Origin of the sequence: Bacillus sp. TH17, assembly GCF_016651125.1 — a bacterium.
Taxonomy (GTDB): Bacteria; Bacillota; Bacilli; order Bacillales; family Bacillaceae_G; genus Bacillus_A; species Bacillus_A mycoides.
In genome coordinates this window covers 3,019,906-3,042,007 of record NZ_JAEKEN010000001.1, presented here as the reverse complement: position 1 = coordinate 3,042,007, position 22,102 = coordinate 3,019,906, and the positions used below count along the sequence as shown (strand labels likewise).

The window sequence follows — 22,102 nt, the reverse complement described above, 5'->3', positions numbered from 1 at the left end:
GAAATGGAAAAAGTACAACAAACAATTCGTGCGGCAAGAGGTACTGAGTTACAAACGAAAGGATGGGTTCAAGAAGCTGCACTTCGAATGTTAATGAACAATTTAGATCCTGAAGTAGCTGAAAAACCAGAAGAATTAGTTGTATATGGCGGAATTGGCCGTGCAGCTCGTAATTGGGAAAGCTACCATGCAATTGTTGATTCATTAAAAACGTTAGAAAACGATGAAACGTTACTTGTTCAATCAGGAAAACCGGTAGCAATTTTTAAATCACATGAAGATGCGCCTCGCGTTCTTTTAGCGAACTCAAACTTAGTACCGAAGTGGGCGAACTGGGATCACTTCCGTGAACTAGAGAAAAAAGGTCTTATGATGTACGGACAAATGACAGCGGGTAGCTGGATTTACATTGGGACACAAGGGATTTTACAAGGAACATATGAAACATTTGGTGAAGCGGCACGTCAACATTTCGATGGTTCATTAAAAGGTACTGTAACGATTACTGCTGGTTTAGGTGGCATGGGTGGCGCACAACCGCTTGCTGTAACGATGAACCGCGGTGTTGTAATTGCTATTGATGTAGATAAGCGTAGTATCGATCGTCGTATTGAAAAGAGATATTGTGATAAGTATACAGAATCATTAGAAGAAGCATTGGCTATTGCAAACGAATATAAAGAGAAGAAAGAGCCTATTTCAATTGGATTATTAGGTAATGCAGCAGAAATTTTACCTGAGTTAGTAAACCGTAATATTATCCCTGACTTAGTTACGGATCAAACTTCTGCCCATGATCCATTAAACGGTTATATTCCAGTAGGTTACACAGTAGAAGAAGCAGCGAAGCTTCGTGAAGAAGATCCAGAACGTTACGTACAATTATCAAAAGAAAGTATGAAAAAACATGTAGAAGCAATGCTTGCAATGCAAGAAAAAGGCGCGATTACATTTGATTACGGAAATAACATTCGCCAAGTTGCTTTCGATGAAGGATTAAAAAATGCTTTCGATTTCCCGGGATTCGTTCCAGCATTTATCCGTCCATTATTCTGTGAAGGAAAAGGACCATTCCGCTGGGTAGCACTTTCTGGTGATCCAGAAGATATTTATAAAACAGACGAAGTTATTTTACGCGAGTTCGCGGATAATGAGCATTTATGTAATTGGATTCGTATGGCACGTCAGCAAGTTGAGTTCCAAGGTCTTCCATCACGTATTTGTTGGCTTGGTTATGGCGAGCGTGCGAAATTTGGCCGCATTATTAATGAAATGGTGGCTAATGGTGAATTATCAGCACCGATCGTTATCGGCCGTGACCATTTAGATTGTGGATCAGTAGCATCTCCAAACCGTGAAACAGAATCTATGAAAGACGGTAGTGATGCAGTAGCAGACTGGCCAATTTTAAATGCATTAATTAACAGTGTAAACGGTGCAAGCTGGGTGTCTGTTCATCACGGTGGTGGCGTTGGTATGGGTTATTCACTTCACGCTGGAATGGTTATCGTTGCAGATGGAACAGAAGCAGCGGCAAAACGTATTGAACGCGTATTAACTTCTGACCCTGGTATGGGTGTTGTTCGTCACGTTGATGCAGGCTATGACTTAGCGGTTCAAACTGCGAAAGAAAAAGGCGTTAACATTCCAATGATGAAATAAGGAGGAAGAAACATGCTGGACACTTTACTAATAAATATCGGTCAATTACTAACAATGGATCAAGAAGATGGCTTGTTAAGACGGGAAGCGATGAATACGCTTCCTGTTATTGAAAACGGTGCGGTTGGAATTGAAAATGGTGTAATTACTTTCGTTGGAACAGCGGAAGAAGCTAAAGGATTACAAGCGAAAGAGGTTATTGATTGCGGTGGGAAAATGGTTTCTCCTGGTCTTGTTGATCCGCATACTCATCTTGTATTTGGTGGATCTCGTGAAAATGAAATCGCGCTAAAACTACAAGGAGTTCCGTACTTGGAAATTTTAGAACAAGGTGGAGGTATTCTTTCAACTGTAAATGCAACGAAACAAGCGTCGAAAGAAGAACTTGTTCAAAAAGCTAAATTCCATTTAGACCGTATGCTATCTTTCGGAGTTACAACTGTAGAAGCGAAGAGTGGTTACGGATTGGATGATGAGACAGAATGGAAACAATTAGAGGCAACTGCACAATTACAAAAAGAGCATCCAATCGATTTAGTTTCAACATTTTTAGGTGCTCATGCAGTTCCGAAAGAGTACAAAGGAAAATCGAAAGAATTTTTACAATGGATGCTAGATCTATTGCCAGAAATGAAAGAGAAGCAATTAGCTGAGTTCGTTGATATTTTCTGTGAAACAGGTGTGTTCTCTGTAGAAGAATCAAAAGAATTTTTATTAAAAGCGAAAGAGCTTGGCTTTGATGTGAAAATTCATGCAGATGAAATCGACCCTCTTGGTGGTGCGGAAGCAGCGGCTGAAATTGGTGCAGCATCAGCGGACCATTTAGTTGGCGCTTCTGATAAAGGAATTGAAATGCTTGCGAATTCTAATACAGTAGCAACTTTATTACCAGGAACAACTTTCTATTTAAATAAAGAAAGCTTCGCACGCGGCCGCAAAATGATTGATGAAGGTGTTGCAGTTGCTTTAGCTACAGACTTTAACCCAGGTAGCTGTCCAACTGAAAACATTCAGCTTATTATGAGCATTGCGATGCTGAAACTGAAAATGACACCAGAAGAAGTTTGGAATGCGGTAACAGTGAACTCATCTTATGCCATTAATCGAGGCGATGTAGCTGGGAAAATTAGAGTTGGTCGTAAGGCGGATTTAGTTTTATGGGATGCTTATAATTACGCTTACGTACCGTACCATTACGGCGTAAGTCATGTAAATACAGTATGGAAGAATGGGAATATCGCATATACAAGAGGTGAACAATCGTGGAGCACGGCCACTATTTAAAGAAAAATGCAAAGTTTATCGATCGTGAAGTGACGAAGTGGAGCGAAATGATTAAAAATTGGGAGGAAGGTGTGGAAATATTCGGTGCTGCCTTAATTGGAGCGCCCCTTTCTAAACCATCTATTAGTCATTCAGGAGCATGTTTTGCACCAAAAACAATTCGTTCAATGTTGGATGCATATAGCACGTACGCAATTACAGAAGAACACGATATGAAAGAAAGTGTTCTTCATGATTGTGGTGATATTACGATGCATGTGACAGATATAAAAGAGAGTCATAACCGAATTGCGAAAACAGTTGGTCACTTGACGAAAGTAAATCCGAAAATGATACCAATCGTTCTTGGTGGTGACCACTCGATTAGTTTTCCGAGTATAACTGGTTTTGCAAATAGTAAAGGGAAGGTCGGTATTATTCAATTTGATGCCCATCATGATTTACGTAATTTAGATGATGGTGGTCCATCAAATGGTACACCGTTCCGTAGTTTGCTAGAAAATGATGTGATTACAGGAAAACAGCTCGTTCAAATTGGGATTCGTAATTTTTCAAATGCACGAGCGTACCATGAATATGCAAAAGAGCATGGCGTGACAGTGTATACAATGAAAGATGTAAGAGAGCGAAAAATAAAAGATCTTATTTCAGAAAGTATTGAAGTATTAAGAAAACAAGATGTGACTTCTATTTATATTTCTCTTGATATGGACGTACTAGACCAAGCGTTTGCGCCGGGCTGTCCAGCAATTGGCCCTGGTGGGATGGATAGTACAACTTTACTTGATGCAATTGAATTCCTTGGTAAAGAGCCACTCGTTCAAGGGATGGATATAGTAGAGATTGATCCAACTCTTGATTTTAGGGATATGACGAGTAGAGTAGCTGCGCAAGTGATTATGAGTTTTCTTTTAGCGCGAGAAACGATTAGTAAACAGGTTAGTATATAAGCGAAGGATCGTGTGTGAAGTTTTGAAGCAACCGTTTTTGTCATTATATAAAAATACATCGCTACTTATATGTAGTGATGTGTTTTTTTGTTTTACAAGGTATATAAAATTGGAGAAAATGGGTGTAGAAATGTAACAAAATCGCGGGTTTTTTAGTGTTTCTGTACAGCCTGAATTTTTATGTGTAAATAAATTGACATAGAAAATAATTTTGTGATATTATAAAAATTTTGCTAAAAAAATAAATGTGTGTTAAGATTGAGAAGGTTACCATATATGGAGGTGGATTATTTGTTTCAAATTGGCGATAACATCGTTTATCCAATGCACGGAGCAGGTATAATTAAAGCCATAGAAGAAAAGGAAATCTCAGGAGAAAAAAGACAGTATTATGTTATAAAAATGTCGGCTAGTAATATGGAAGTAATGATTCCTATGGGGAAAATATTGAGTTCAAATATACGACCAGTTACAGATATAAAGGCATTAACAAACATAATAGATATTTTTCAGCATGGGGAATCAGATAGATTACTTACGTGGAAACAAAGGTATAAATTGAACACTGATAAAATAAAAACGGGTAAAATACAAGAAGGTGCTGAAGTTGTACGTGATTTATTACGTATGCAGAAAGAAAAAGCACTTAATGCAAGCGAAAAGAAAATGTTAGATAACGCACATGAATTTTTGATTAGTGAGCTGGGATTAATTGAAGGTATCACAGAAAATCAAATAAAAAGCTTTTGTTAAGATTCATTGTAGATAATGTATTACATCCCAAAAAAGATCTTGAATTTTTTGGGAATATAATTATAGAAAATCAATCATTTCAAAGACATTCAACTCTTTCAAACCACTTTTAGAGCATTAACCTCTTTTGTTATTACTACAATTTAATCCATTTTTATTTTTTAATTTCTTTTACGAATGTTCGAAGTTTAATTAAATAACTCGATAAAATAGTTACTTGATTTTTGCAATCCTGATTCACACTGGCACGGACGAGGAGCCGTAAGGATGAAAGAGAGGTAGGGCTTTCATTGTTTTAGGTATATAAGTTATTATTTTTAGAAGAATACTGAACCACTCCCACTTCTATTGTTAAGAGATTTTCCATATGTGAGGAGATAATAATTGTTTATTTTCTTTATTTAAAAGAGATAAACGAATTGTTAGCCTTATATGGTCAACTAAAAAAGGTTTCCTACTTAGGAAACCTTTTTAATTTTATTTATTCCATTTCAGGATATTTTTGTTTTGTTAGTTATCGGGAAAAAGTAAACAAATGTTACTCCATTACGATAATAGGTTTAATCGTTTTTCCTGTTTTAGAATCTTCAAATGCTTGAGCAATTTCTTCAAAAGAATAGAATTGTACAAACTTATCGAATGGAAATAGTCCTTTTTGATAGAAATTAATTAATTTTGGAATGAATAGTTGCGGTACTGAATCACCTTCAACTACCCCTTTAATTGTAATAGCTTTTACGACAATTTCATTTGTTACGTTTAAAGTTAAATCCTTTTTACCAACAGCAACAGTTGCCATTGTACCTTTTACTCGTAAGCATTGAATGGATTGCAGTGTAACAGTATTTACGCCAGTTGTTTCAAAGGAGTAATTAGCTCCACCGTTTGTAATTTCTTTAATTTTGGCAACTGGATCTTCGTTTAAGCTATTAATCGTGTGTGTAGCCCCTAATTCCTTCGCTAATTCTAAACGACTATCATGAATATCAATGGCAATGATTGTAGTACATCCAGCAATTTTAGCTGCCATTAAGCCACTAAGGCCAACAGCACCGGTTCCAAATACAACTAGGCTACTACCTGGTTTTGGCTGTAATGAATTTAGGATCGTACCGCTACCAGTCATAATTCCACAACCAAGTGGTCCTAACAAACGTATATCAACATCTTTTGGTACTTTTACAGTATTATTCTCATTAACAACGGCATGGTATGCGAATGAAGATTGGCCGAAGAATTGAGAAATGTCATTATTGTTAAGATCGTGTATAGGTGTTACATGGCGTTTGTTTTTTCCAGAGAAGTTTAATTCAATCATATTTTCGCAAGCAGCAGCATTACCATCTAAGCAATTTTCACAATGACCACAGTAAGAAAATCCAATTACAACATGGTCACCAGGTTTAACCGATGTTACATTACTTCCCACTTTTTCTACGATACCAGAACCTTCATGTCCTAAAACAACTGGTTTTGGTGTTGGCATTGTACCGTCTAAAACTGTTGCATCTGTATGACATATACCCGAAGCGATAATTTTTACTAATACTTCATCGTCTTTAATATCGTTTAAGTATACTTCTTGCATATTAAAATCTTTTTCAGGTGTAGAAACGATAGCTTTTGTTTTCATTGTTATCCTTCTTTCTAAAAATTAAATAAGAAAAAATACTTTCAATTATCTAGGAGTCTTTTATTAGTTCCTAAAATTTCGTTGGTATAATTAAAAAACAAATGAATTATTGAAACCTCGTTAGTGTAAGTTTGAACATAGTACATTGGAAACAGGTTCTTTTTGGTTAGTAAATAGTTAAATAATTAATTACCGATATATTCTATAGTAATAAAACTAGAAAAAAAGAAAACATCCACTTAATAAGTATTTTCCTCATCCACTTACTGGACATTAGAATAAACAGTAGATTCCTGAATTTCAGAATCCTTAAAGTTAAAAACGGTTAGTTATATTATACGAATATTCCTACGTAAGAGCGTATAAATTGACGTTACTATCTATAAGTAAGTATGATGCGATTAGAGTTAGATTTTTTTAGGGGGAAGAAAAATGACAAGTTCAAATAATAAAGCGGCAAGTATTTATGAAGGAACAAATATAAACGCTTGGGGGTCTTTTGAAAATATTGAAGAAACGAAGTTATTTCATCCGATTCAAATTGGATCTTGGTCTCTTCGTAATCGCATAGCGATGGCACCGATGACGAGATGTTTTGCGGATCATGAAACGGGAGTCGTTGGTACTGATGTGGTAGAGTATTATAGAAAACGTGCAGCTGATGGAGTTGGCTTAATTATTACAGAGGGAATCGTCATTAGCCCAAGGGCAAAAGGTAATCCAGGAGTACCAGGTATTTATACACAAGAACAAATCGATTCGTGGAAGCCTGTTACAGAGGCAGTACATAAAGAAGGTGGAACGATTATTGCCCAAATATGGCATGTTGGCCGTATGAGTCATCACGAGATAATTGGTGGTCAAATGCCGCAAGCACCGTCTGCTATTGCCGCGGAGGGTAATGTTCCGCGTTTTCGTAAACCGTTTGATACACCAGAAGCAATGACAATAGAAGAAATAAAAGAAGTTGTCGATCAATATGCACAGGCTGCAAAAAACGCAATCGAAGCTGGATTTGATGGTGTAGAAATTCACGGTGCACACGGATATTTAATTGACCAATTTACTTATGAATTTGCGAATAAGCGTACTGATAAATACGGCGGTGACTTAAAACAAAGGTTAACGTTTATGAAAGAAGTTGTTCAGGCTGTAATTGAAGCAGTTGGAGCTGATAAAACGCTTCTTCGCTTCTCTGCCTTTAAAGGTGATAATCCTACTTATATGTGGGAACATCCTGAACTTGCAATTGAAACGTTTGTAAATATGTTTAAAGAAGTTGGATTAACGATGATTCACCCTTCAACGATGAATTATACGCAAGTTATTGCTGACGGTAAGGATTTTCATCAATTAGTAAGAAAGTATTGGGATAGTACTATCGTAGGAGTAGGTAATTTGAATCCGAAAGAGGCAGAAGAAGCACTGCAAGAAGGAACAATTGATGTAGCGGCGTTCGGAAGACCATTAATCGCTAATCCAGATTTTGTTCAGCGAATTAAAAATGCTGAAAATTTGGTTGAATATGACGCGAAAGAGCATCTTGCTACATTAATTTGAATAAAGATAAAAGGAGAACACATCAGGTGTTCTCCTTTTATTATGGATTTTCATAGGAGGAAGCGGGATGAGTGAAACGCTACTCGTTATTATTAGTATATTGCTCTTATTGATGTTACTATTAATCATTTTTTTTATTATTACATTTTTTATTAAAAAACGGACGCATCATTCTATATTAAAGTTACATCCATACTTAGGAAGGATGCGTTATTTACTTGAAAAGATAGGACCGGAATTTAGGCAATATTGGTTTGATCATGATACGGATGGAAAGCCCTTTTCACGTTATGATTTTCAAAGTGTAATGTTTCTAGCAAAATACCGTTCAGAAATACTCGGTTTTGGATCAAAACGAGATTTTGATGCATCTGGATATTATATCGCTAATACATTATTTCCGAAATTAACAGATGAATTAAGTGTGAATGTAACGAAAGAACGTGAAGGGAAAAAGTATGTGATTCATAAAGAAGGGTTATTTTCACGAAGAGAAAAATTGACAGCGGATACAACGAATCTTTGGTTATATGAAGAAGATGATGCAATTATCGTCGGTGAAAACCGCAAATATCCGTGGAAACTGTATGGCATGTTTGGCGCATCAGCAACTTCTTACGGTGCGATTGGCGAAAATTATATTTTGGCAAGTGGATTTGGCGCGAAGATGGCTGGCGGTTCATGGATTAATACGGGGGAAGGTGGTGTAATACCGGAACATTTACATACGGGTGCAAATATCATTGCCCAAATTGGTCCGGGATTATTTGGATACCGTGACGAGGACGGGAATTTTTCGATGAAGGAATTTATGGAGAAGGCGAAAGAAAGTAATATTAAAGCGTTTGAATTGAAATTTGGGCAAGGAGCAAAAATACGTGGTGGTCATTTAGAAGGACAGAAGGTAAATGAGAAAATCGCTTCCGTTCGGAAAGTACGAGAAGGAGAAACGATTAATTCGCCAAATCGTTTTTCATTTATTAGTAGTGCCGCAGAGGCTTTATATTTTATTCAAGATTTACAAGAAAACGGTGGTAAACCAGTGGGCATGAAAATTGTAATTGGTCAACAAAAGCCTTTGGAAGATTTATTAAAAGCAATGAAAGAATTAAACATCTATCCAGATTTTATTACAATCGACGGTTCAGAAGGTGGATCAGGGGCAACATATAAATCGATGGCAGATAGTATAGGGCTTCCGCTTATACCGGCATTACTTACATTTATTGATACAGCAAATCATTACGGTGTCAGGGATAAATTAAAGGTGTTTGCCTCCGGGAAATTAATCACGCCAGATAAAGTGGCGATTGCTTTAGCTATCGGTGCAGATGCCGTAAATTCAGCACGCGGATTTATGATGGCAAGCGGTTGTATTATGGCACTTCAATGTAATTCAGGGCAATGCCCATCTGGGGTTGCAACCACGAATCCACACTACCAAAAAGCATTAGATCCGTATGAAAAAAAATGGCGAGTAATGAACTATGTTATTAGTATGAGATATAGTTTGTTTTCATTAGCGGCAGCAGCAGGGGTAAAGAGCCCGCGCCATTTAACGAGAGAGCATATTGTGTTTAAAGATGAGATGGGGAAAGTAGTTCCACTTTCGGAATTGTTTCCTTCCGTAATTGGGAAGTAAATATGTAGCTGAACAAAAAATAATCAAAAAAGTCATACATTTGTATGGCTTTTTTGGTTATGGGAAAAGTGGAAATTTATTACATGAATGTTCCCGCTTTTTGGTTGCTCTTTTTCAAACAAATTATTTGATGGAGATGAGTTATCAGAATATTGTTTTTGATGAAAAAATGAAACGATATCTGCATTGACAATAAAAACTAATTAGACTATAATAAATCTCGGATTCAAGATATTTTTTGAAGGATAGTCAAAATCATAAAATCAATATTTAAAATATAATCATAAGAACTGTAGTTTTTTTGTGAATTATCTCGAATTCGAGATAATTTTTGAACTAAATGAAATGTGTTAGTTTTTTAGAGAGATACCTCAATTTTGTAAAAGATAGTATTGCGGATTGAACTTTATCATATGGACAAAATGAATAATGAATTTTAGCGAATAAACGTTTTTTGTAATGAAATAAAAAAAGGGGTGGAGAAAGTGGAAAAGAAAACGATGGGAATTCATCACATTACAGCAATCGTAGGTCACCCACAAGAAAATGTAGATTTTTATGCAGGTGTATTAGGATTGCGTTTAGTAAAACAAACAGTGAATTTTGATGATCCAGGTACGTATCATCTTTATTTTGGTAATACAGGAGGAAAGCCTGGAACAATTATTACGTTTTTTCCATGGGCAGGTGCTCGTCAAGGTATTATTGGGGACGGTCAAGTAGGCATTACGTCTTATGTCGTACCAAAAGGTACTATGGAGTTTTGGGAAAATAGATTAGAAAAATTCGACGTACCGTATACAAAAATGACTCGGTTTGGAGAACAGTATATAGAATTTGATGATCCACATGGTTTGCATATAGAATTAGTTGAAAGAGAAGAGGGCGAATTAAATAATTGGACTTTTGGGGAAGTTACGCCAGAAGTAGCAATTAAAGGATTTGGCGGTGCTGTTCTTTTATCTGCACAACCTCAAAAAACTGCTGAATTGTTAGAGCATGTTATGGGTCTTGAGAAAGTAGGAGAAGAGGGAGAGTTTATGCGGTTCCGTTCTTCTGCTGATATTGGAAATATTATCGATTTGAGATTATCAACAATTGGACGTGGGCAAATGGGTGTTGGTACAGTTCATCATATTGCTTGGAGAGCGAGTGATGATGCTGATCAATTAGACTGGAAAGAGCATGTGTCTCGCTTTGGATATGGTGTAACCCCTGTACAAGACCGAAACTATTTTAACGCAATTTATTTTAGAGAACACGGCGAAATCTTATTTGAAATTGCAACAGACCCTCCTGGTTTTGCTCATGACGAATCTTTAGAGACGATGGGTGAGGAGTTAAAATTACCGGATCGATATGAACAACATAGAAAACAAATTGAACAGACACTCTTACCATTTGAAGTGAGAAATCTAGATTAAAGTGATTGAAAGGGGAAAAGGAATATGATGAAACATGTTTTTCAAAAAGGAAAAGATACGTCAAAACCAGTGTTGTTATTGCTTCATGGTACAGGAGGAAATGAATTAGATTTATTACCGCTTGCAGAAAGAATTGATCGGGAAGCTTCTGTATTAAGTGTTCGTGGAAATGTATTAGAAAATGGGATGCCTCGTTTCTTCCGCCGATTAGCAGAAGGTATTTTTGATGAAGAGGATCTTGTTTTCCGTACGAAGGAATTAAATGAATTTTTAAATGAAGCAGCAAAAACATATGAATTTGATAGAGATAATATCGTAGCTGTTGGGTATTCAAATGGAGCAAATATTGCGGCGAGCTTATTATTCCATTACGAAAATGCATTAAAAGGTGCAGTCCTTCATCACCCAATGGTGCCTAGAAGAGGAATACAATTACCTAATTTAGCAGAGAAATTCGTATTTATCGCTGCTGGAACAAATGATCCAATTTGTTCACCTTCTGAGTCAGAGGAATTGAAGATGCTATTAGAACATGTAGATGCTAATGTAACAATGCATTGGGAAAATAGAGGACATCAATTAACGATGAATGAAGTAGAGAAGGCAACAGAATGGTATGAAAAAATATTTTCACATGCATAAATAGTAGACTAAATCGAGTGTAAAATCATAAAGATTTTATACTCGATTTTTTTGTTGCAATTTAAGGGGGTTAAAAGAGAATAGGAAAGTTATGTTAAAATATAAAGAAAATGTAGAATAATGGAGGGGAACTATTAGATGTCAAACTACGAAAATGAAGAAATGCTAACGGGAGGGAATGTCTCAAACGTATATCGTTCGGAAGATACTGTTCGACGAGAATTAAAAAAAGGCAGTACCCGAATTCATAAGCTATTAAACCATTTGGAAAACAAAGGTTTTAGTTATGCACCAAAGTTTTTAGGTATTGATGATAAAGATAGAGAGATATTATCATTTATTGAAGGAGAAGCTGGTAATTACCCTTTAAAAGAGTACATGTGGTCTAATGATGTTTTAAAAGAAATAGCGAAGATGCTCCGTCTTTATCATGATGCTGTGAGTGATTTCCCGTTATCAGATGATTGGAAACCGATGGATAATACTCCAAATAAAATAGAGGTTGTATGCCACAATGATTTTGCAATATACAACATTATTTTTAATAATGAAAAACCAGTAGGTATTATTGATTTTGATGTTGCGGGTCCTGGGCCAAGACTTTGGGACATAGCCTATACTCTTTACACTTGTGTCCCATTAAGTAGAGTTTATTATAAGGAAACAGGTGCGGCGGTTTATTATAATTCATTACAGCATGCAGACCGCATAAAGCAAAGAGTTAAATTGTTTTTTGAGTCCTATAAAAGTGATGGCATCGCCGAGGATTATTTGGAGATGGTACTTCTACGATTAGAAGGATTATGTAAATACATGAAAAGAAAAGCACTAGAAGGCGATATGAACTTCCAAAAGATGATAGATGAAGGGCATCTTGAACATTATGAAAATGATATTCAGTTTATTCGTAAACATGGAAAAGAGTGGATTTAATAAAATAAATCGTATACAAAAATAAAGCTCAGAGTCATATAGGGACTTTGAGCTTTTTAACGTATTAGTGTAGATGTTTTCCACAATAACCCGACTACTTATAACAGATGTCTTTTACTATATTAATGTAGCATAGTTAAGAGTTTGTTACAGGCTGAGCTGTAGCAATCGGTAATTGGATATCGACAGTTGTTCCTATGTTTAATTCACTGGAAATGAATAATTTTCCGTGATGCTCTTGAATGATTTTATAGCACATCATTAAGCCAAGACCAGTTCCTTTTTCTTTCAAGCTATAAAAAGGTTCGCCAAGACGAGCCATGCGCTCTTCAGGAATCCCACAACCTTCATCCATAATGCGTATTGAAACAAAATCATTTTCTAACGAAGCTGTTTGAATGAATATGTTACCACCATCAGGCATCGCCTCGATTGCATTTTTTAATATGTTAATCAAAACTTGTTTTAATTGATTACTGTCACATTGAATGTCAGAAATATAATCGAAATGATCCATGATGATATGAACGCTATGCATAACTGCTGTTGGTAAAATAAAAGTTACAACTTCTTCAATTAATGTTTGTACGTTGCATGTATGAATAGATAACACTTGTGGTTTAGACATCGCCATAAATTGGCTTGTTATAGATTCCATTTGTGAAATCTCACTCAACATAACGTCCACATACCATTTATTTTCCTCATTTATTTCTGGATGTAATAACGTTAAAAATCCTTTTAATGAAGTGAGCGGGTTTCTAATTTCATGGGCAATTCCGGCTGTCAGTTGTCCTACTACTGCAAGTTTTTCGGATTTCCGTAATAACTTTTCAGTTTCTTTTAGTTCGGTAACGTCTCTTCCCATCACTATAAGACCTTTGCGTGAGCCATCAGGATGGAAGAGTGGGACTTTTGAAATGCTTAAAACTAAGTCGAAATCATTTCTATGTATAATAAATTCCTCTCCGTGAAGAATTTGTCCTTTTTGCCATGTTAGTTCATCGACTTCTTCACAATGCAAAAAAGATTCGCGGTATGCTTCGTTATATTGAATGAGTTCATTATCTTTTTTTCCATGATAAGGAACGTTATGGAAATTGAAACAAGAAAGCGCATAGTCATTCGCTTCAAGCCAGCGTCCTTCATGATCCTTAAAAATAACAAATGCAGGCATTGAATTCATTAATGTGCGTAATCGTTTCTCACTCTCTTGTAATACTTTCTCAATTCTTTCTGATTTTTCAAGGGGTTTCATAATGGCGTATACACCTGTTAAACGGTTTTTAACAAAAATAGGAACTAATTTTGTTACGACATCTAGTAAATATCCGTCTTTATGATAAATAGAGACGATATACTCTTTTTGATTGTCAGCTGCAGCATTTTTTATGTATTGTAGCACTTGATCAGAAATATGTGCTTCTAAAATAGAAGTGATTGTTTTTCGCTCTAATTCGTTAGAAGTATAACCTAATATTCTTTCCGCAGAGGGGTTAATATGTAAAATAACTCCTTCTAAATTCAATGAAATAATACTATCAGGGTTATGTTCAAAAAGAGATGCATACATTTCTGCTAAAGAACGATTTTGTATATGGTTTCGCAGGCGTTCAGATACGTTCGGATGACGCTTTTTTGAGTAGATGAATATTTTTTACGACTCATAATATTTCCTCCGTACAATTAGCATCTAAAAAAGATGGATCTATTAATAACTATAATATAGGTGTGACGTTTATTTCTATAAAAAATGGAAATTACAGAATAAATTTTCTTTTTTTATTATTAGTGGAAGGTATAAAAGGTAGTAATAAGAGAATCTTATATTGCGTAATTAATTTTCTGTAAGTTACATGAATGTGTTTTCGTTATACGATTAGACTAGAAGAGGGGGAAGGAATATGAAAAATTATATTCAAGGAATTGATCATGTACAAGTAGCTGCGCCCGTAGGATGTGAAGAAGAAGCGCGAGAATTTTATGGTAATAAAATTGGAATGGAGGAAATTCCAAAGCCGGAGGAATTAAAGAAGCGTGGTGGGTGTTGGTTTAAGTGTGGAAATCAAGAGATTCATATCGGAGTTGAGCAAAACTTTAATCCAGCTAAAAAAGCGCATCCAGCTTTTTATGTTTTAAAAATTGATGAATTTAAACAAGAGTTAATAAAGCAAGATGTTGAAGTAATAGATGATCATGCGCGACCAGATATAATCAGATTTTACGTGTCAGATCCGTTTGGAAATCGAATTGAATTTATGGAAAATAAAAACTAGGTGAAGGTCCACCTAGTTTTTTACACTTTTCTAAACAATCCTAATACTTCAACAGTCTCCGTAATATTAACGAATGCATGAGGATCAATTTCCGAAATCGTTAGTTTCATACTTGCTAATTCTTCACGTGAAACGACTGTCATAAGTACACGTTTTTTCTCGTTTGAATAAGCACCTTCACCATCAAGTAACGTAATTCCACGTACTACAGTTGAAAGAAGCTTTTTTTTCATTTCTTCTGCTTGATTTGTTACAATCATAAGTGTAACTTTACGATGTTTCGTATGAACGGCATCAATTACTTTACCAGTTACATAAATTGAAAGTAAGCTTGTAAGGGCAACATCCCAAGTGAAGAAAAATCCTGCAATGACAACAACAACAGTATTTAATGCAATAAGGAATCCACCAAGTTTAATATCTCGCTTACGAGATAACAACATACCGATAATATCAAATCCACCAGTTGAACCATGGCAGTTAAAGACAAGACCAATACCAGCTCCGGCGATGACACCGCCAAATACAGATGATAAAAGTGGATCTGTTGCTACGACTTTTACTGGAACATAGTATAATGCAACAGATAATACAATTACAGAAACAACCGTGTTAAAAATTACTTTTTTTCCAAGACCTATGTATCCTAAAATAAGGATAGGTAAGTTCAATACAAAGTTAATAATACCTGTGTTTACAGGGGTTACAATCCCTAAAATAATAGCAATTCCGCCAATTCCACTACTTAAAATTTTATGGGGGATAAGGAAAAGATTAAAGGCAATTGCGATAATAATAGAACCAAAAATAACACCAAGAAATCTGACCATCTCTTTCCCGTCCTTCACTAAATAATCATATTATTTCAAGATTATATATGAAATTGAAAGTTTTTTGGGAAAACAGTTTATTTTGGAAAATTAGATTAATCTAAATAGTTCGAGTGTTTGATAAATTGGGAGGGGATATAGATATGAAGATAACGACGTATCAACAGAAGAGTCCTTTAAAACAAGAGTGTGAGGATTCATTTTTTTGTAATGAAGATAAAATGATTTACGGTGTATGCGATGGAGCAACACCGTTAGTTCCATTTTGTGATGAAGAAGGACATAATGGAGCATACATCGCTTCACATTTATTTTCAAGTCATTTTACTTCGCTACGAGAGATCAATAGTTTACAAGATGAAGTTGCAAAGGCGAATGAATTATTGCAAAACAAGATGCTAGAGTACAAGGTTGATACGAGAAAAAAAGACCATCTTTGGTGTACATGTATTGCAGCAGTTCAAATAGAAGGCGAAAAACTTGAATATGCACAGTTAGGTGATTGTATGATCGTTGCAATACTTCAAAATGGAGCGATGAGAGTATTAACGAAAGATACAGTTCAAGGAATTAGTAAACGTGCAAAAAAGAAGAGAGAGGAAGATAGAGAAAAGGGATTACCTATACCTGAGGAACACGTTTTTCAAGATGTTCGGGAGCAGTTAAAATACAATCGCTATCTTGCAAATATGCCAAACGGCTACTCAGTTGCAAATGGGATGAAAGAAGTTATGGATTATTTACAATATGGTGAATTACAGGTAGCTGAAGTAAGTGGGGTTTTTATTTGTTCAGACGGATTGTTTCACCCCGAGTGGTCGTTAGAACAAACTGTAGCATATATAAGAAAAAATAGTATAAAAGAATATGTAGCAATCATTGAAAGGTTAGAAGGAGAAAATAGAATAAGACCAGATGATAAAACAGTTATTATGATCGATTTGTAAGAGGAGGATGTTCATATGGAAATTAAATGTGTAAATTTAACATTTCAAAATGAGTTAGTTCCTTTAGAAAAAGTAAATAAACTGATCATCCACCATACGTCAGAAGATGGCTGGGATGTGTATAAAACTCACGAATTTCATCAAAAGGTAAGAGGATGGAGCGGGATTGGTTACAATTATTTTATTGAAGAAGATGGAACTGTAGTCGAAGGACGAGGTTTACATATTGGAGCACATGCGAAAGATAATAATAGTGATACAATTGGAATATGTATGACGGGGAATTTTGATAAATATGATCCAACTACTGCACAAATGAATTCATTATATTCTTTATGTAAAATGTTTATGAAGCAGTTTGCCATAGAGAAAGGAAATATACTCGGCCATAGGGAGTTAGAAGGGGTTACAAAAACTTGTCCAGGAAATCGCTTTTCTATGGTAGAGTTAAGAAAAGTATTATCTGAAATATAGAGGAGTAACGAATGATGATGAACATAAAAATACCGACTGATAAAAAAGAAGAGCTTGTAGCACAAATTCAGCAATTTTTCGTTGAAGAAGATTTAGATGAAATTGGACGTTTCCAAGCGGAACGTTTAATAGAGGAAATGATTAAATTAGTTGGACCATTTGCATACAATCAAGCAATTGGAGATGCAAGAAAGCTTGTAAGTGAGAAATTAACGAATATTGAAGAAGATTTGTATGTGTTAGAGAAGAATGAGGGTAAATAAAAAGAGCCAGATGGCTCTTTTTTTATTTGTTTTCTTTATGTTCTTTATATTCATGTACTTTTTCTTTTACATTACCGACAGTATCTTTAGCAGTGCCTTTCACCTTATCCCATTTTCCCTCGGCTTGTAATTTTTTATTGTCAGTTACTTTCCCGACAACTTCCTTTACTTCACCCTTTACCTTATCAATAGCACCTTCTACTTTTTCTTTTAAACCATGATCATGTTTAGTCATACATTTCTCCTCCTTGTAGTTTGAGTAGAATTCTCTTTTCATATTGCAAGTTGAATGATGTATCTAGTAATAGCGTAACAAATTTAGTTTGAATATTCAAATGAGTAACAGGATAGAAAGGTAATTGTCATAAAATGTATACATTCGTAATGGAAAGAAAAAGAAAGTTAATTATATGTCTTTCGCAGTCCATATTGATTTTGTATAAGCAATTTTCATATGGGCACGTTCCATATTATTTTGACTGCCGCTACCGAATCTTGCTTGTCCAACTATTAAATTGCAATTGGATGCAACAGCGGTCTCAATTCGTTTTTGAATTAATACGGTATGACAACCTTTACGTTGAAATTCTGGCAAAGTAGCAGAAGCAGCTAATGAAGCAACACCTTTATTTATATAAAGTACCCCTATACTAGCAGGAGTGTTTTGAACTTCGGCTATGAAAAAATGCCATCCTGGTTTATTGTAAAGAATTTCATTATTTTGACGAACACCATTTTTTGTAAAGGACGGCATATTAAATCCACGTACATAAATATCTGCAAAAGTATGAAACTCATTTTCTTTCAGTTTGCGTACTGAAATGTTAGAAGGGGGAAGCAAAAAATCTTGTCACGGTATACTATATAAAGCGGTATGGAAGCTAGATTGGTAAAAGCCTTTTTGAGATAAGTATTGAAATAGTTCAGTTGTGCCTTGAGCCGGTGTAATTTCAAAACGGCAAGGGATTTGTAGTGATTGATAATAAGAGATGATTTCATCTATCTCATCTGTATTTGTAAATGCAATGCCCTTTACTGTGTTAAAAGTAGGACCAGCAATTATTTTTGATGAAAAGGCAGTAGCACTCCCAAACTGTTTCAATTGTACTTGCATTGGGTTGCCGCTTATTGTTTGTAGTGCCTCTAATCTAGAAGAAAGCATATGTATTTCTGCGTTTTCAATTTCTTGTGCTGTATTGACTGTCATAATTGTACTCATACGATTCCTCCGTCAATTAATATAGTTCATAGTACATATACGATTTTTCTTCTGAGATTCCTGTTGAAATGTAAGAGAATAAGAGGTTTTTTGGAAGGGAAATGGAAGCGAACTGTCGAAGGGAGTGGAAACAGATTAAAGGTGGTGCTCTCATGAAACAGAAAGACGTGCAGACATGCTCTCATTGCGGTTCTCAAAACATAGGAGAAGGTGAGTTTATCGGTTATGCATAAATACGGAAAAAGGAAACGATGTTCACATCTTCACCAGTGGATGCTTATATTTGTACAGATTGCGGGAATATCCTTTCATTAAAGGTACGGAATTATGAAAAGTTTAAGCAGAAGCCGCTATGATTGTTGAGAAGTGGTCATATCCAGCGTTGTATACGAAACGTCTTATATTAAGGGAAATTAATATGAGTGATATTTTACATATATATGAGTATGCCTCAGATAAAGAAATGTCAACGTATACAGTATGGGATGCTCATCAATCGTTACATGACACAAAAAAATATATAGAAGAAATTGTGAGTCAATATGAGAAAGAAAAAGTAGCTCCCCTTGGAATTGTATTAAGAGAGGAACAAAAACTCATAGGGACTTGTGGATTTATAAAATATGATGTAACTGAACATAAAGCGGAAATTGCATACGCCTTATCACGAAAATATTGGGGTAGAGGATTAGCTACCGAGGCGGCTTCAGCTTTTTTTAGCTATGGTTTTAATGAGTTACGTCTTAATAGTATTGAAGCAGGATGTAATTCAGAAAATGAAGCATCTGAAAAATTAATGAAACGTTTGAATATGGAATACGATTGTACAATTCAAAAGGATTTGTTCATTAAAGGTAAGTATCGTGATACGAAAAGGTATTGTATATCTAGGAAAAGATATATGAATCAATGAAATATTTTATATTGAAAACTCCTTTAATTGAATAAGGGGGTTTTTGTTTGCGTATAACAATAATTACCTTTAATTGTTATAATTAGTTATTGAAAAATGTTGTTTTTCTTAATACCACAATCATAGAAGAAAACTAGCTAAATCGTATAGAAAACCGCTATATAACACAATCGCAATCGTAAGTTGACAAAGTGCAACCGCAGGAAGATAGAGATAGGGGCAATGTTTGCATACAATTTAGTTAAGAAATCAAAGGGGGACACACATATGGGATTTGGTGAAAAGCTTTTTAAATTAAGAAAGGAAAAGGGCCTTTCTCAAGAAGCATTAGCTGAGAAATTAAACACAACAAGGCAAGCAGTTAGTAAATGGGAAAACGGTCAAGGATTTCCTGAAACTGAAAAGTTAATAATGATTGGAAATGTATTTGAAGTATCTCTTGATTACTTATTAAAAGAAACTGCTGAACAAAGTAATGAAACTGAACATGGTTATTATGTAAGTAAGGAAATGGCAGAAGGGTATATAGTGTACGGACAAAAGATTTCAAAATATATCGCATTAGGATTTAGCTTGCTTATTTTATCTACAATACCGTATTTATTATTTAAAGAAAATGCAACAATGTCTACATTCCTTGTCATTATCATTGCTGTCCTTGGAATTGGAGCGATGATGGTACCTGTAACGATAGAAGAGAGTCGATACAATGTATTAAAAAAAGAAGAATTACTATTTGATCCAAACTTTTTAAAAGAATTGACAAAAAGATATGCGACTATTAAAAAGAAGTATGCTGCAGTAGTAATTGTTGGACTTTGTTTCATAGCAGCAGGAGCGATACCATTTTTATTTGAGAAAAAACGAATCACTTCAGGAGAGCTCGTGCAGTATTATCCTTACTGTGTAGTACTTATTGCGATCGGTTTCTATCTTTTTGTTAGTGTTTTAGGAGTGCTAGAAACGTACAGAATTTTAGTGGAAAATAAAGAATATAGCAACCGTATTATTTTTAAACTAAAAAAGAAAGTGAGAGAAAAAGTGGATAATTTTTAATAAAAGAAAATTTATTTTTATCCCGCATCAACTGCCCGTAAAAGCCCGATTGGTGAAGGCTAATAATCAGTGGGGATGAACAAAACCCCCACTGATTAAAGTTTCACTTTATTAAAAGTTAAGATAGGAGTGAAATGATGTCAAACGTTCTAGAAATTAAAAATTTAAGTAAATCATTTGGAAGCAAAGTTGTTTTAAAAGATGTTACATTCAATGTGCCATCAGGATCAATTGTTGGATTCATTGGTGACAATGGGGCAGGTAAATCAACAACATTTAAAACAGTACTAGAATTAATTTCTAAAGATAGCGGTACAGTAAAAATATTTGGTGAAGAAAATATAAATAAAGATGCCAAGATTAAGGGGAAGATTGGAGTTGTATTTGATGCTATGAATCTACCAGCTCATCTTACAATAAAACAACTAAATAAGGTTTTTGAAAAAATGTTTGAATCTTGGGATAGAGAAAATTTTTACCGATTAGTTCATTCTTTCTCTTTACCTACTAATGAAAAAGTAGGCAGATTTTCCCGTGGGATGTCAATGAAACTATCTATAGCTGTTGCATTGTCGCATAATGCAAAATTATTAATCCTAGATGAAGCGACGGGAGGTCTTGATCCTTCATCTAGAGAGGAGGTGTTAGAGGAATTAAAGAGTTTTGTGAGTAAAAGTAATGGTGGTATATTATTTTCTTCTCATATTATGAGTGATGTAGAAAAAATAGCTAGCCACCTTATCGTTATAAAAGATGGAGAAATTTTATTGAATGAAGAAAAGGATAAGGTTTTGAATAGTTATGCCATTGTAGATGTTAATGAGGAACAACTAAATTTAATCAACAAAGATATAGTTGTGGTGAAAAGGAATCATGGTTCTTATTTCAATGTACTTGTATCAGATGTACATACATTACCGAGTGGGATTGCTCATAGAACCATTTCTATAGAAGAAATAAGTGTTTTATTAACGAGGAGTGAAAAATAAATGAAAGGTTTATTATTGACAAACTATTATCTAGTGTATCGAACTTTCTTTATGTTCATGGGAATAGCGATATTAGGATCGGGATTCGTTTTTTATTTTGGCAATGCTTCAATGTACCGTTTAATTGCTACATTCATTATCTTATTTGCTGCGATTCCTGCACTTGAAGTTATTAAATATGAGAGTAAGTCGGGTTATGAAAAATATGTACTTACTTTACCGGTTACTAGAAATAACATTGTGCAAAGTCACTATCTTTTCTATTTTTTAGTTGTAATTATTGGTACTTTATTATCGTATGGAATATTTTATGTACATGGTTTAGTTTCAGATACACTAATTGATGATGATATATTTAAGAGTGTTTCTTTAGGGACATTCATAATTCTTAATGCCGGAGCAATAGCCTATCCACTCCTTTATGTTTTTGGAGCAGAAAAATCTGATGCTATTACAATTGGAGGCGCATGCGGGGGACTTGTTACTTATTTTGGATTGCAAAGTGTAATTGGCTATCTAATAGAACAATTTCCAATATCAAATTTAAATTCATCTGTATACGTTTCAATTCTATATACAATATTTGGTGTTATCATATATATCTTTTCTTTTTTTATTTCGGTATTTATATATCGTAAGAAAGAATTTTAGT

General features: G+C 34.8%; 20 protein-coding genes and 3 pseudogenes. 18 read left to right on the top strand and 5 right to left on the bottom strand.

Going from position 1 to position 22,102, the window contains the following annotated elements; translation table 11 throughout:
- The first annotated feature begins 3 nt into the window (after positions 1–3).
- The 4 genes from hutU to JFT95_RS15425 all read left to right on the top strand — a co-directional run bounded on the left by hutU (position 4) and on the right by JFT95_RS15425 (position 4,649).
- The gene (gene hutU / locus JFT95_RS15440; RefSeq protein ID WP_201052740.1) at positions 4–1,662 is read left to right on the top strand and encodes a urocanate hydratase; all 1,659 of its coding nucleotides are present in this window, start codon (positions 4–6) and stop codon (positions 1,660–1,662) included.
- Between the two features lie 12 nt (positions 1,663–1,674).
- Entirely contained in the window at positions 1,675–2,946 is a 1,272-nt protein-coding gene (hutI, locus tag JFT95_RS15435) for an imidazolonepropionase (protein WP_002128543.1), read from the top strand.
- Positions 2,925–3,896, top strand: a complete 972-nt coding sequence (hutG, locus tag JFT95_RS15430) for a formimidoylglutamase (RefSeq protein ID WP_002128542.1) — start codon at positions 2,925–2,927, stop codon at positions 3,894–3,896. Before hutI ends, hutG begins: the two co-directional genes overlap by 22 nt.
- A gap of 291 nt (positions 3,897–4,187) precedes the next feature.
- Entirely contained in the window at positions 4,188–4,649 is a 462-nt protein-coding gene (locus JFT95_RS15425) for a CarD family transcriptional regulator (RefSeq protein WP_170935206.1), read from the top strand.
- Between the two features lie 538 nt (positions 4,650–5,187).
- Here the strand turns inward: JFT95_RS15425 and JFT95_RS15420 are convergent.
- Positions 5,188–6,282, bottom strand: a complete 1,095-nt coding sequence (locus JFT95_RS15420) for an NAD(P)-dependent alcohol dehydrogenase (RefSeq protein ID WP_201052738.1) — start codon at positions 6,280–6,282, stop codon at positions 5,188–5,190.
- A gap of 432 nt (positions 6,283–6,714) precedes the next feature.
- Between JFT95_RS15420 and JFT95_RS15415 the strand changes: the two genes are divergently transcribed.
- The 5 genes from JFT95_RS15415 to JFT95_RS15395 all read left to right on the top strand — a co-directional run bounded on the left by JFT95_RS15415 (position 6,715) and on the right by JFT95_RS15395 (position 12,483).
- Positions 6,715–7,842, top strand: coding sequence for an alkene reductase (locus JFT95_RS15415; protein ID WP_201052737.1), 1,128 nt, complete (start codon positions 6,715–6,717; stop codon positions 7,840–7,842).
- 67 nt (positions 7,843–7,909) lie between these two features.
- Positions 7,910–9,484, top strand: a complete 1,575-nt coding sequence (locus JFT95_RS15410) for an FMN-binding glutamate synthase family protein (protein WP_201052736.1) — start codon at positions 7,910–7,912, stop codon at positions 9,482–9,484.
- A gap of 485 nt (positions 9,485–9,969) precedes the next feature.
- The gene (locus JFT95_RS15405) at positions 9,970–10,908 is read left to right on the top strand and encodes a ring-cleaving dioxygenase (RefSeq protein WP_002167825.1); all 939 of its coding nucleotides are present in this window, start codon (positions 9,970–9,972) and stop codon (positions 10,906–10,908) included.
- Between the two features lie 27 nt (positions 10,909–10,935).
- The gene (locus tag JFT95_RS15400; RefSeq protein WP_201053664.1) at positions 10,936–11,550 is read left to right on the top strand and encodes an alpha/beta hydrolase; all 615 of its coding nucleotides are present in this window, start codon (positions 10,936–10,938) and stop codon (positions 11,548–11,550) included.
- A gap of 138 nt (positions 11,551–11,688) precedes the next feature.
- A complete protein-coding gene (locus tag JFT95_RS15395; RefSeq protein ID WP_033729858.1) occupies positions 11,689–12,483 on the top strand; it encodes a phosphotransferase in 795 nt (264 codons plus the stop codon).
- Between the two features lie 136 nt (positions 12,484–12,619).
- Here JFT95_RS15395 and JFT95_RS15390 read toward each other — a convergent pair.
- Positions 12,620–14,151: pseudogene (locus tag JFT95_RS15390) on the bottom strand (BA3702 family sensor histidine kinase).
- A 236-nt stretch (positions 14,152–14,387) separates the two neighbouring features.
- Between JFT95_RS15390 and JFT95_RS15385 the strand changes: the two are divergent.
- A complete protein-coding gene (locus tag JFT95_RS15385; protein ID WP_002128532.1) occupies positions 14,388–14,759 on the top strand; it encodes a VOC family protein in 372 nt (123 codons plus the stop codon).
- A 20-nt stretch (positions 14,760–14,779) separates the two neighbouring features.
- On the opposite strand, the gene JFT95_RS15380 is transcribed toward JFT95_RS15385, so the two are convergent.
- Positions 14,780–15,589, bottom strand: coding sequence for a YitT family protein (locus tag JFT95_RS15380; protein WP_000251329.1), 810 nt, complete (start codon positions 15,587–15,589; stop codon positions 14,780–14,782).
- 143 nt (positions 15,590–15,732) lie between these two features.
- On the opposite strand from JFT95_RS15380, the gene JFT95_RS15375 reads away from it, so the two are divergent.
- From JFT95_RS15375 to JFT95_RS15365, 3 genes are read left to right on the top strand one after another with little or no spacing between them, the layout of a single operon-like run.
- Positions 15,733–16,536, top strand: coding sequence for a protein phosphatase 2C domain-containing protein (locus JFT95_RS15375; protein WP_199662710.1), 804 nt, complete (start codon positions 15,733–15,735; stop codon positions 16,534–16,536).
- Between the two features lie 15 nt (positions 16,537–16,551).
- Complete coding sequence (locus tag JFT95_RS15370) at positions 16,552–17,010, top strand: peptidoglycan recognition protein family protein (protein WP_201052735.1); 459 nt, start codon at positions 16,552–16,554, stop codon at positions 17,008–17,010.
- A gap of 11 nt (positions 17,011–17,021) precedes the next feature.
- A complete protein-coding gene (locus JFT95_RS15365; RefSeq protein WP_002087817.1) occupies positions 17,022–17,273 on the top strand; it encodes a DUF2164 domain-containing protein in 252 nt (83 codons plus the stop codon).
- Positions 17,274–17,295: 22 nt separating this feature from the next.
- Here the strand turns inward: JFT95_RS15365 and JFT95_RS15360 are convergent, their stop codons facing one another.
- Entirely contained in the window at positions 17,296–17,508 is a 213-nt protein-coding gene (locus JFT95_RS15360) for a CsbD family protein (RefSeq protein ID WP_000160409.1), read from the bottom strand.
- 171 nt (positions 17,509–17,679) lie between these two features.
- Positions 17,680–18,492 (bottom strand): annotated as a pseudogene (locus JFT95_RS15355) (GNAT family N-acetyltransferase).
- 152 nt (positions 18,493–18,644) lie between these two features.
- Between JFT95_RS15355 and JFT95_RS15350 the strand changes: the two are divergent.
- The 5 genes and pseudogenes from JFT95_RS15350 (at position 18,645) to JFT95_RS15330 (ending at position 22,101) form a co-directional block, all read left to right on the top strand.
- Positions 18,645–18,848, top strand: a pseudogene (locus tag JFT95_RS15350) (hypothetical protein).
- Positions 18,845–19,405: a GNAT family N-acetyltransferase gene (locus JFT95_RS15345; protein ID WP_201052734.1), complete on the top strand. Its 561-nt coding sequence runs from the start codon at positions 18,845–18,847 to the stop codon at positions 19,403–19,405. The pseudogene JFT95_RS15350 and the gene JFT95_RS15345 overlap by 4 nt, the downstream one beginning before the upstream one ends.
- Before the next feature lie 267 nt (positions 19,406–19,672).
- Complete coding sequence (locus JFT95_RS15340; protein ID WP_063219743.1) at positions 19,673–20,461, top strand: helix-turn-helix domain-containing protein; 789 nt, start codon at positions 19,673–19,675, stop codon at positions 20,459–20,461.
- 137 nt (positions 20,462–20,598) lie between these two features.
- Positions 20,599–21,450 carry an ABC transporter ATP-binding protein gene (locus JFT95_RS15335; RefSeq protein WP_201052732.1) on the top strand — a complete coding sequence of 284 codons (852 nt, stop codon included), beginning with the start codon at positions 20,599–20,601 and terminating at the stop codon, positions 21,448–21,450.
- Entirely contained in the window at positions 21,451–22,101 is a 651-nt protein-coding gene (locus tag JFT95_RS15330; protein WP_201052731.1) for an ABC-2 transporter permease, read from the top strand.
- The last annotated feature ends 1 nt before the right edge of the window (position 22,102 follow it).

Coding starts and splice junctions, on each gene's coding strand:
- hutU (WP_201052740.1), top strand. CDS start 4: ATGGAAAAAGTACAACAAACAATTCGTGCGGCAAGAGGTACTGAGTTA.
- hutI (WP_002128543.1), top strand. CDS start 1,675: ATGCTGGACACTTTACTAATAAATATCGGTCAATTACTAACAATGGAT.
- JFT95_RS15420 (WP_201052738.1), bottom strand. CDS start 6,282: ATGAAAACAAAAGCTATCGTTTCTACACCTGAAAAAGATTTTAATATG.
- JFT95_RS15415 (WP_201052737.1), top strand. CDS start 6,715: ATGACAAGTTCAAATAATAAAGCGGCAAGTATTTATGAAGGAACAAAT.
- JFT95_RS15410 (WP_201052736.1), top strand. CDS start 7,910: ATGAGTGAAACGCTACTCGTTATTATTAGTATATTGCTCTTATTGATG.
- JFT95_RS15400 (WP_201053664.1), top strand. CDS start 10,936: ATGAAACATGTTTTTCAAAAAGGAAAAGATACGTCAAAACCAGTGTTG.
- JFT95_RS15395 (WP_033729858.1), top strand. CDS start 11,689: ATGTCAAACTACGAAAATGAAGAAATGCTAACGGGAGGGAATGTCTCA.
- JFT95_RS15385 (WP_002128532.1), top strand. CDS start 14,388: ATGAAAAATTATATTCAAGGAATTGATCATGTACAAGTAGCTGCGCCC.
- JFT95_RS15380 (WP_000251329.1), bottom strand. CDS start 15,589: ATGGTCAGATTTCTTGGTGTTATTTTTGGTTCTATTATTATCGCAATT.
- JFT95_RS15375 (WP_199662710.1), top strand. CDS start 15,733: ATGAAGATAACGACGTATCAACAGAAGAGTCCTTTAAAACAAGAGTGT.
- JFT95_RS15370 (WP_201052735.1), top strand. CDS start 16,552: ATGGAAATTAAATGTGTAAATTTAACATTTCAAAATGAGTTAGTTCCT.
- JFT95_RS15365 (WP_002087817.1), top strand. CDS start 17,022: ATGATGATGAACATAAAAATACCGACTGATAAAAAAGAAGAGCTTGTA.
- JFT95_RS15360 (WP_000160409.1), bottom strand. CDS start 17,508: ATGACTAAACATGATCATGGTTTAAAAGAAAAAGTAGAAGGTGCTATT.
- JFT95_RS15345 (WP_201052734.1), top strand. CDS start 18,845: ATGATTGTTGAGAAGTGGTCATATCCAGCGTTGTATACGAAACGTCTT.
- JFT95_RS15340 (WP_063219743.1), top strand. CDS start 19,673: ATGGGATTTGGTGAAAAGCTTTTTAAATTAAGAAAGGAAAAGGGCCTT.
- JFT95_RS15335 (WP_201052732.1), top strand. CDS start 20,599: ATGTCAAACGTTCTAGAAATTAAAAATTTAAGTAAATCATTTGGAAGC.
- JFT95_RS15330 (WP_201052731.1), top strand. CDS start 21,451: ATGAAAGGTTTATTATTGACAAACTATTATCTAGTGTATCGAACTTTC.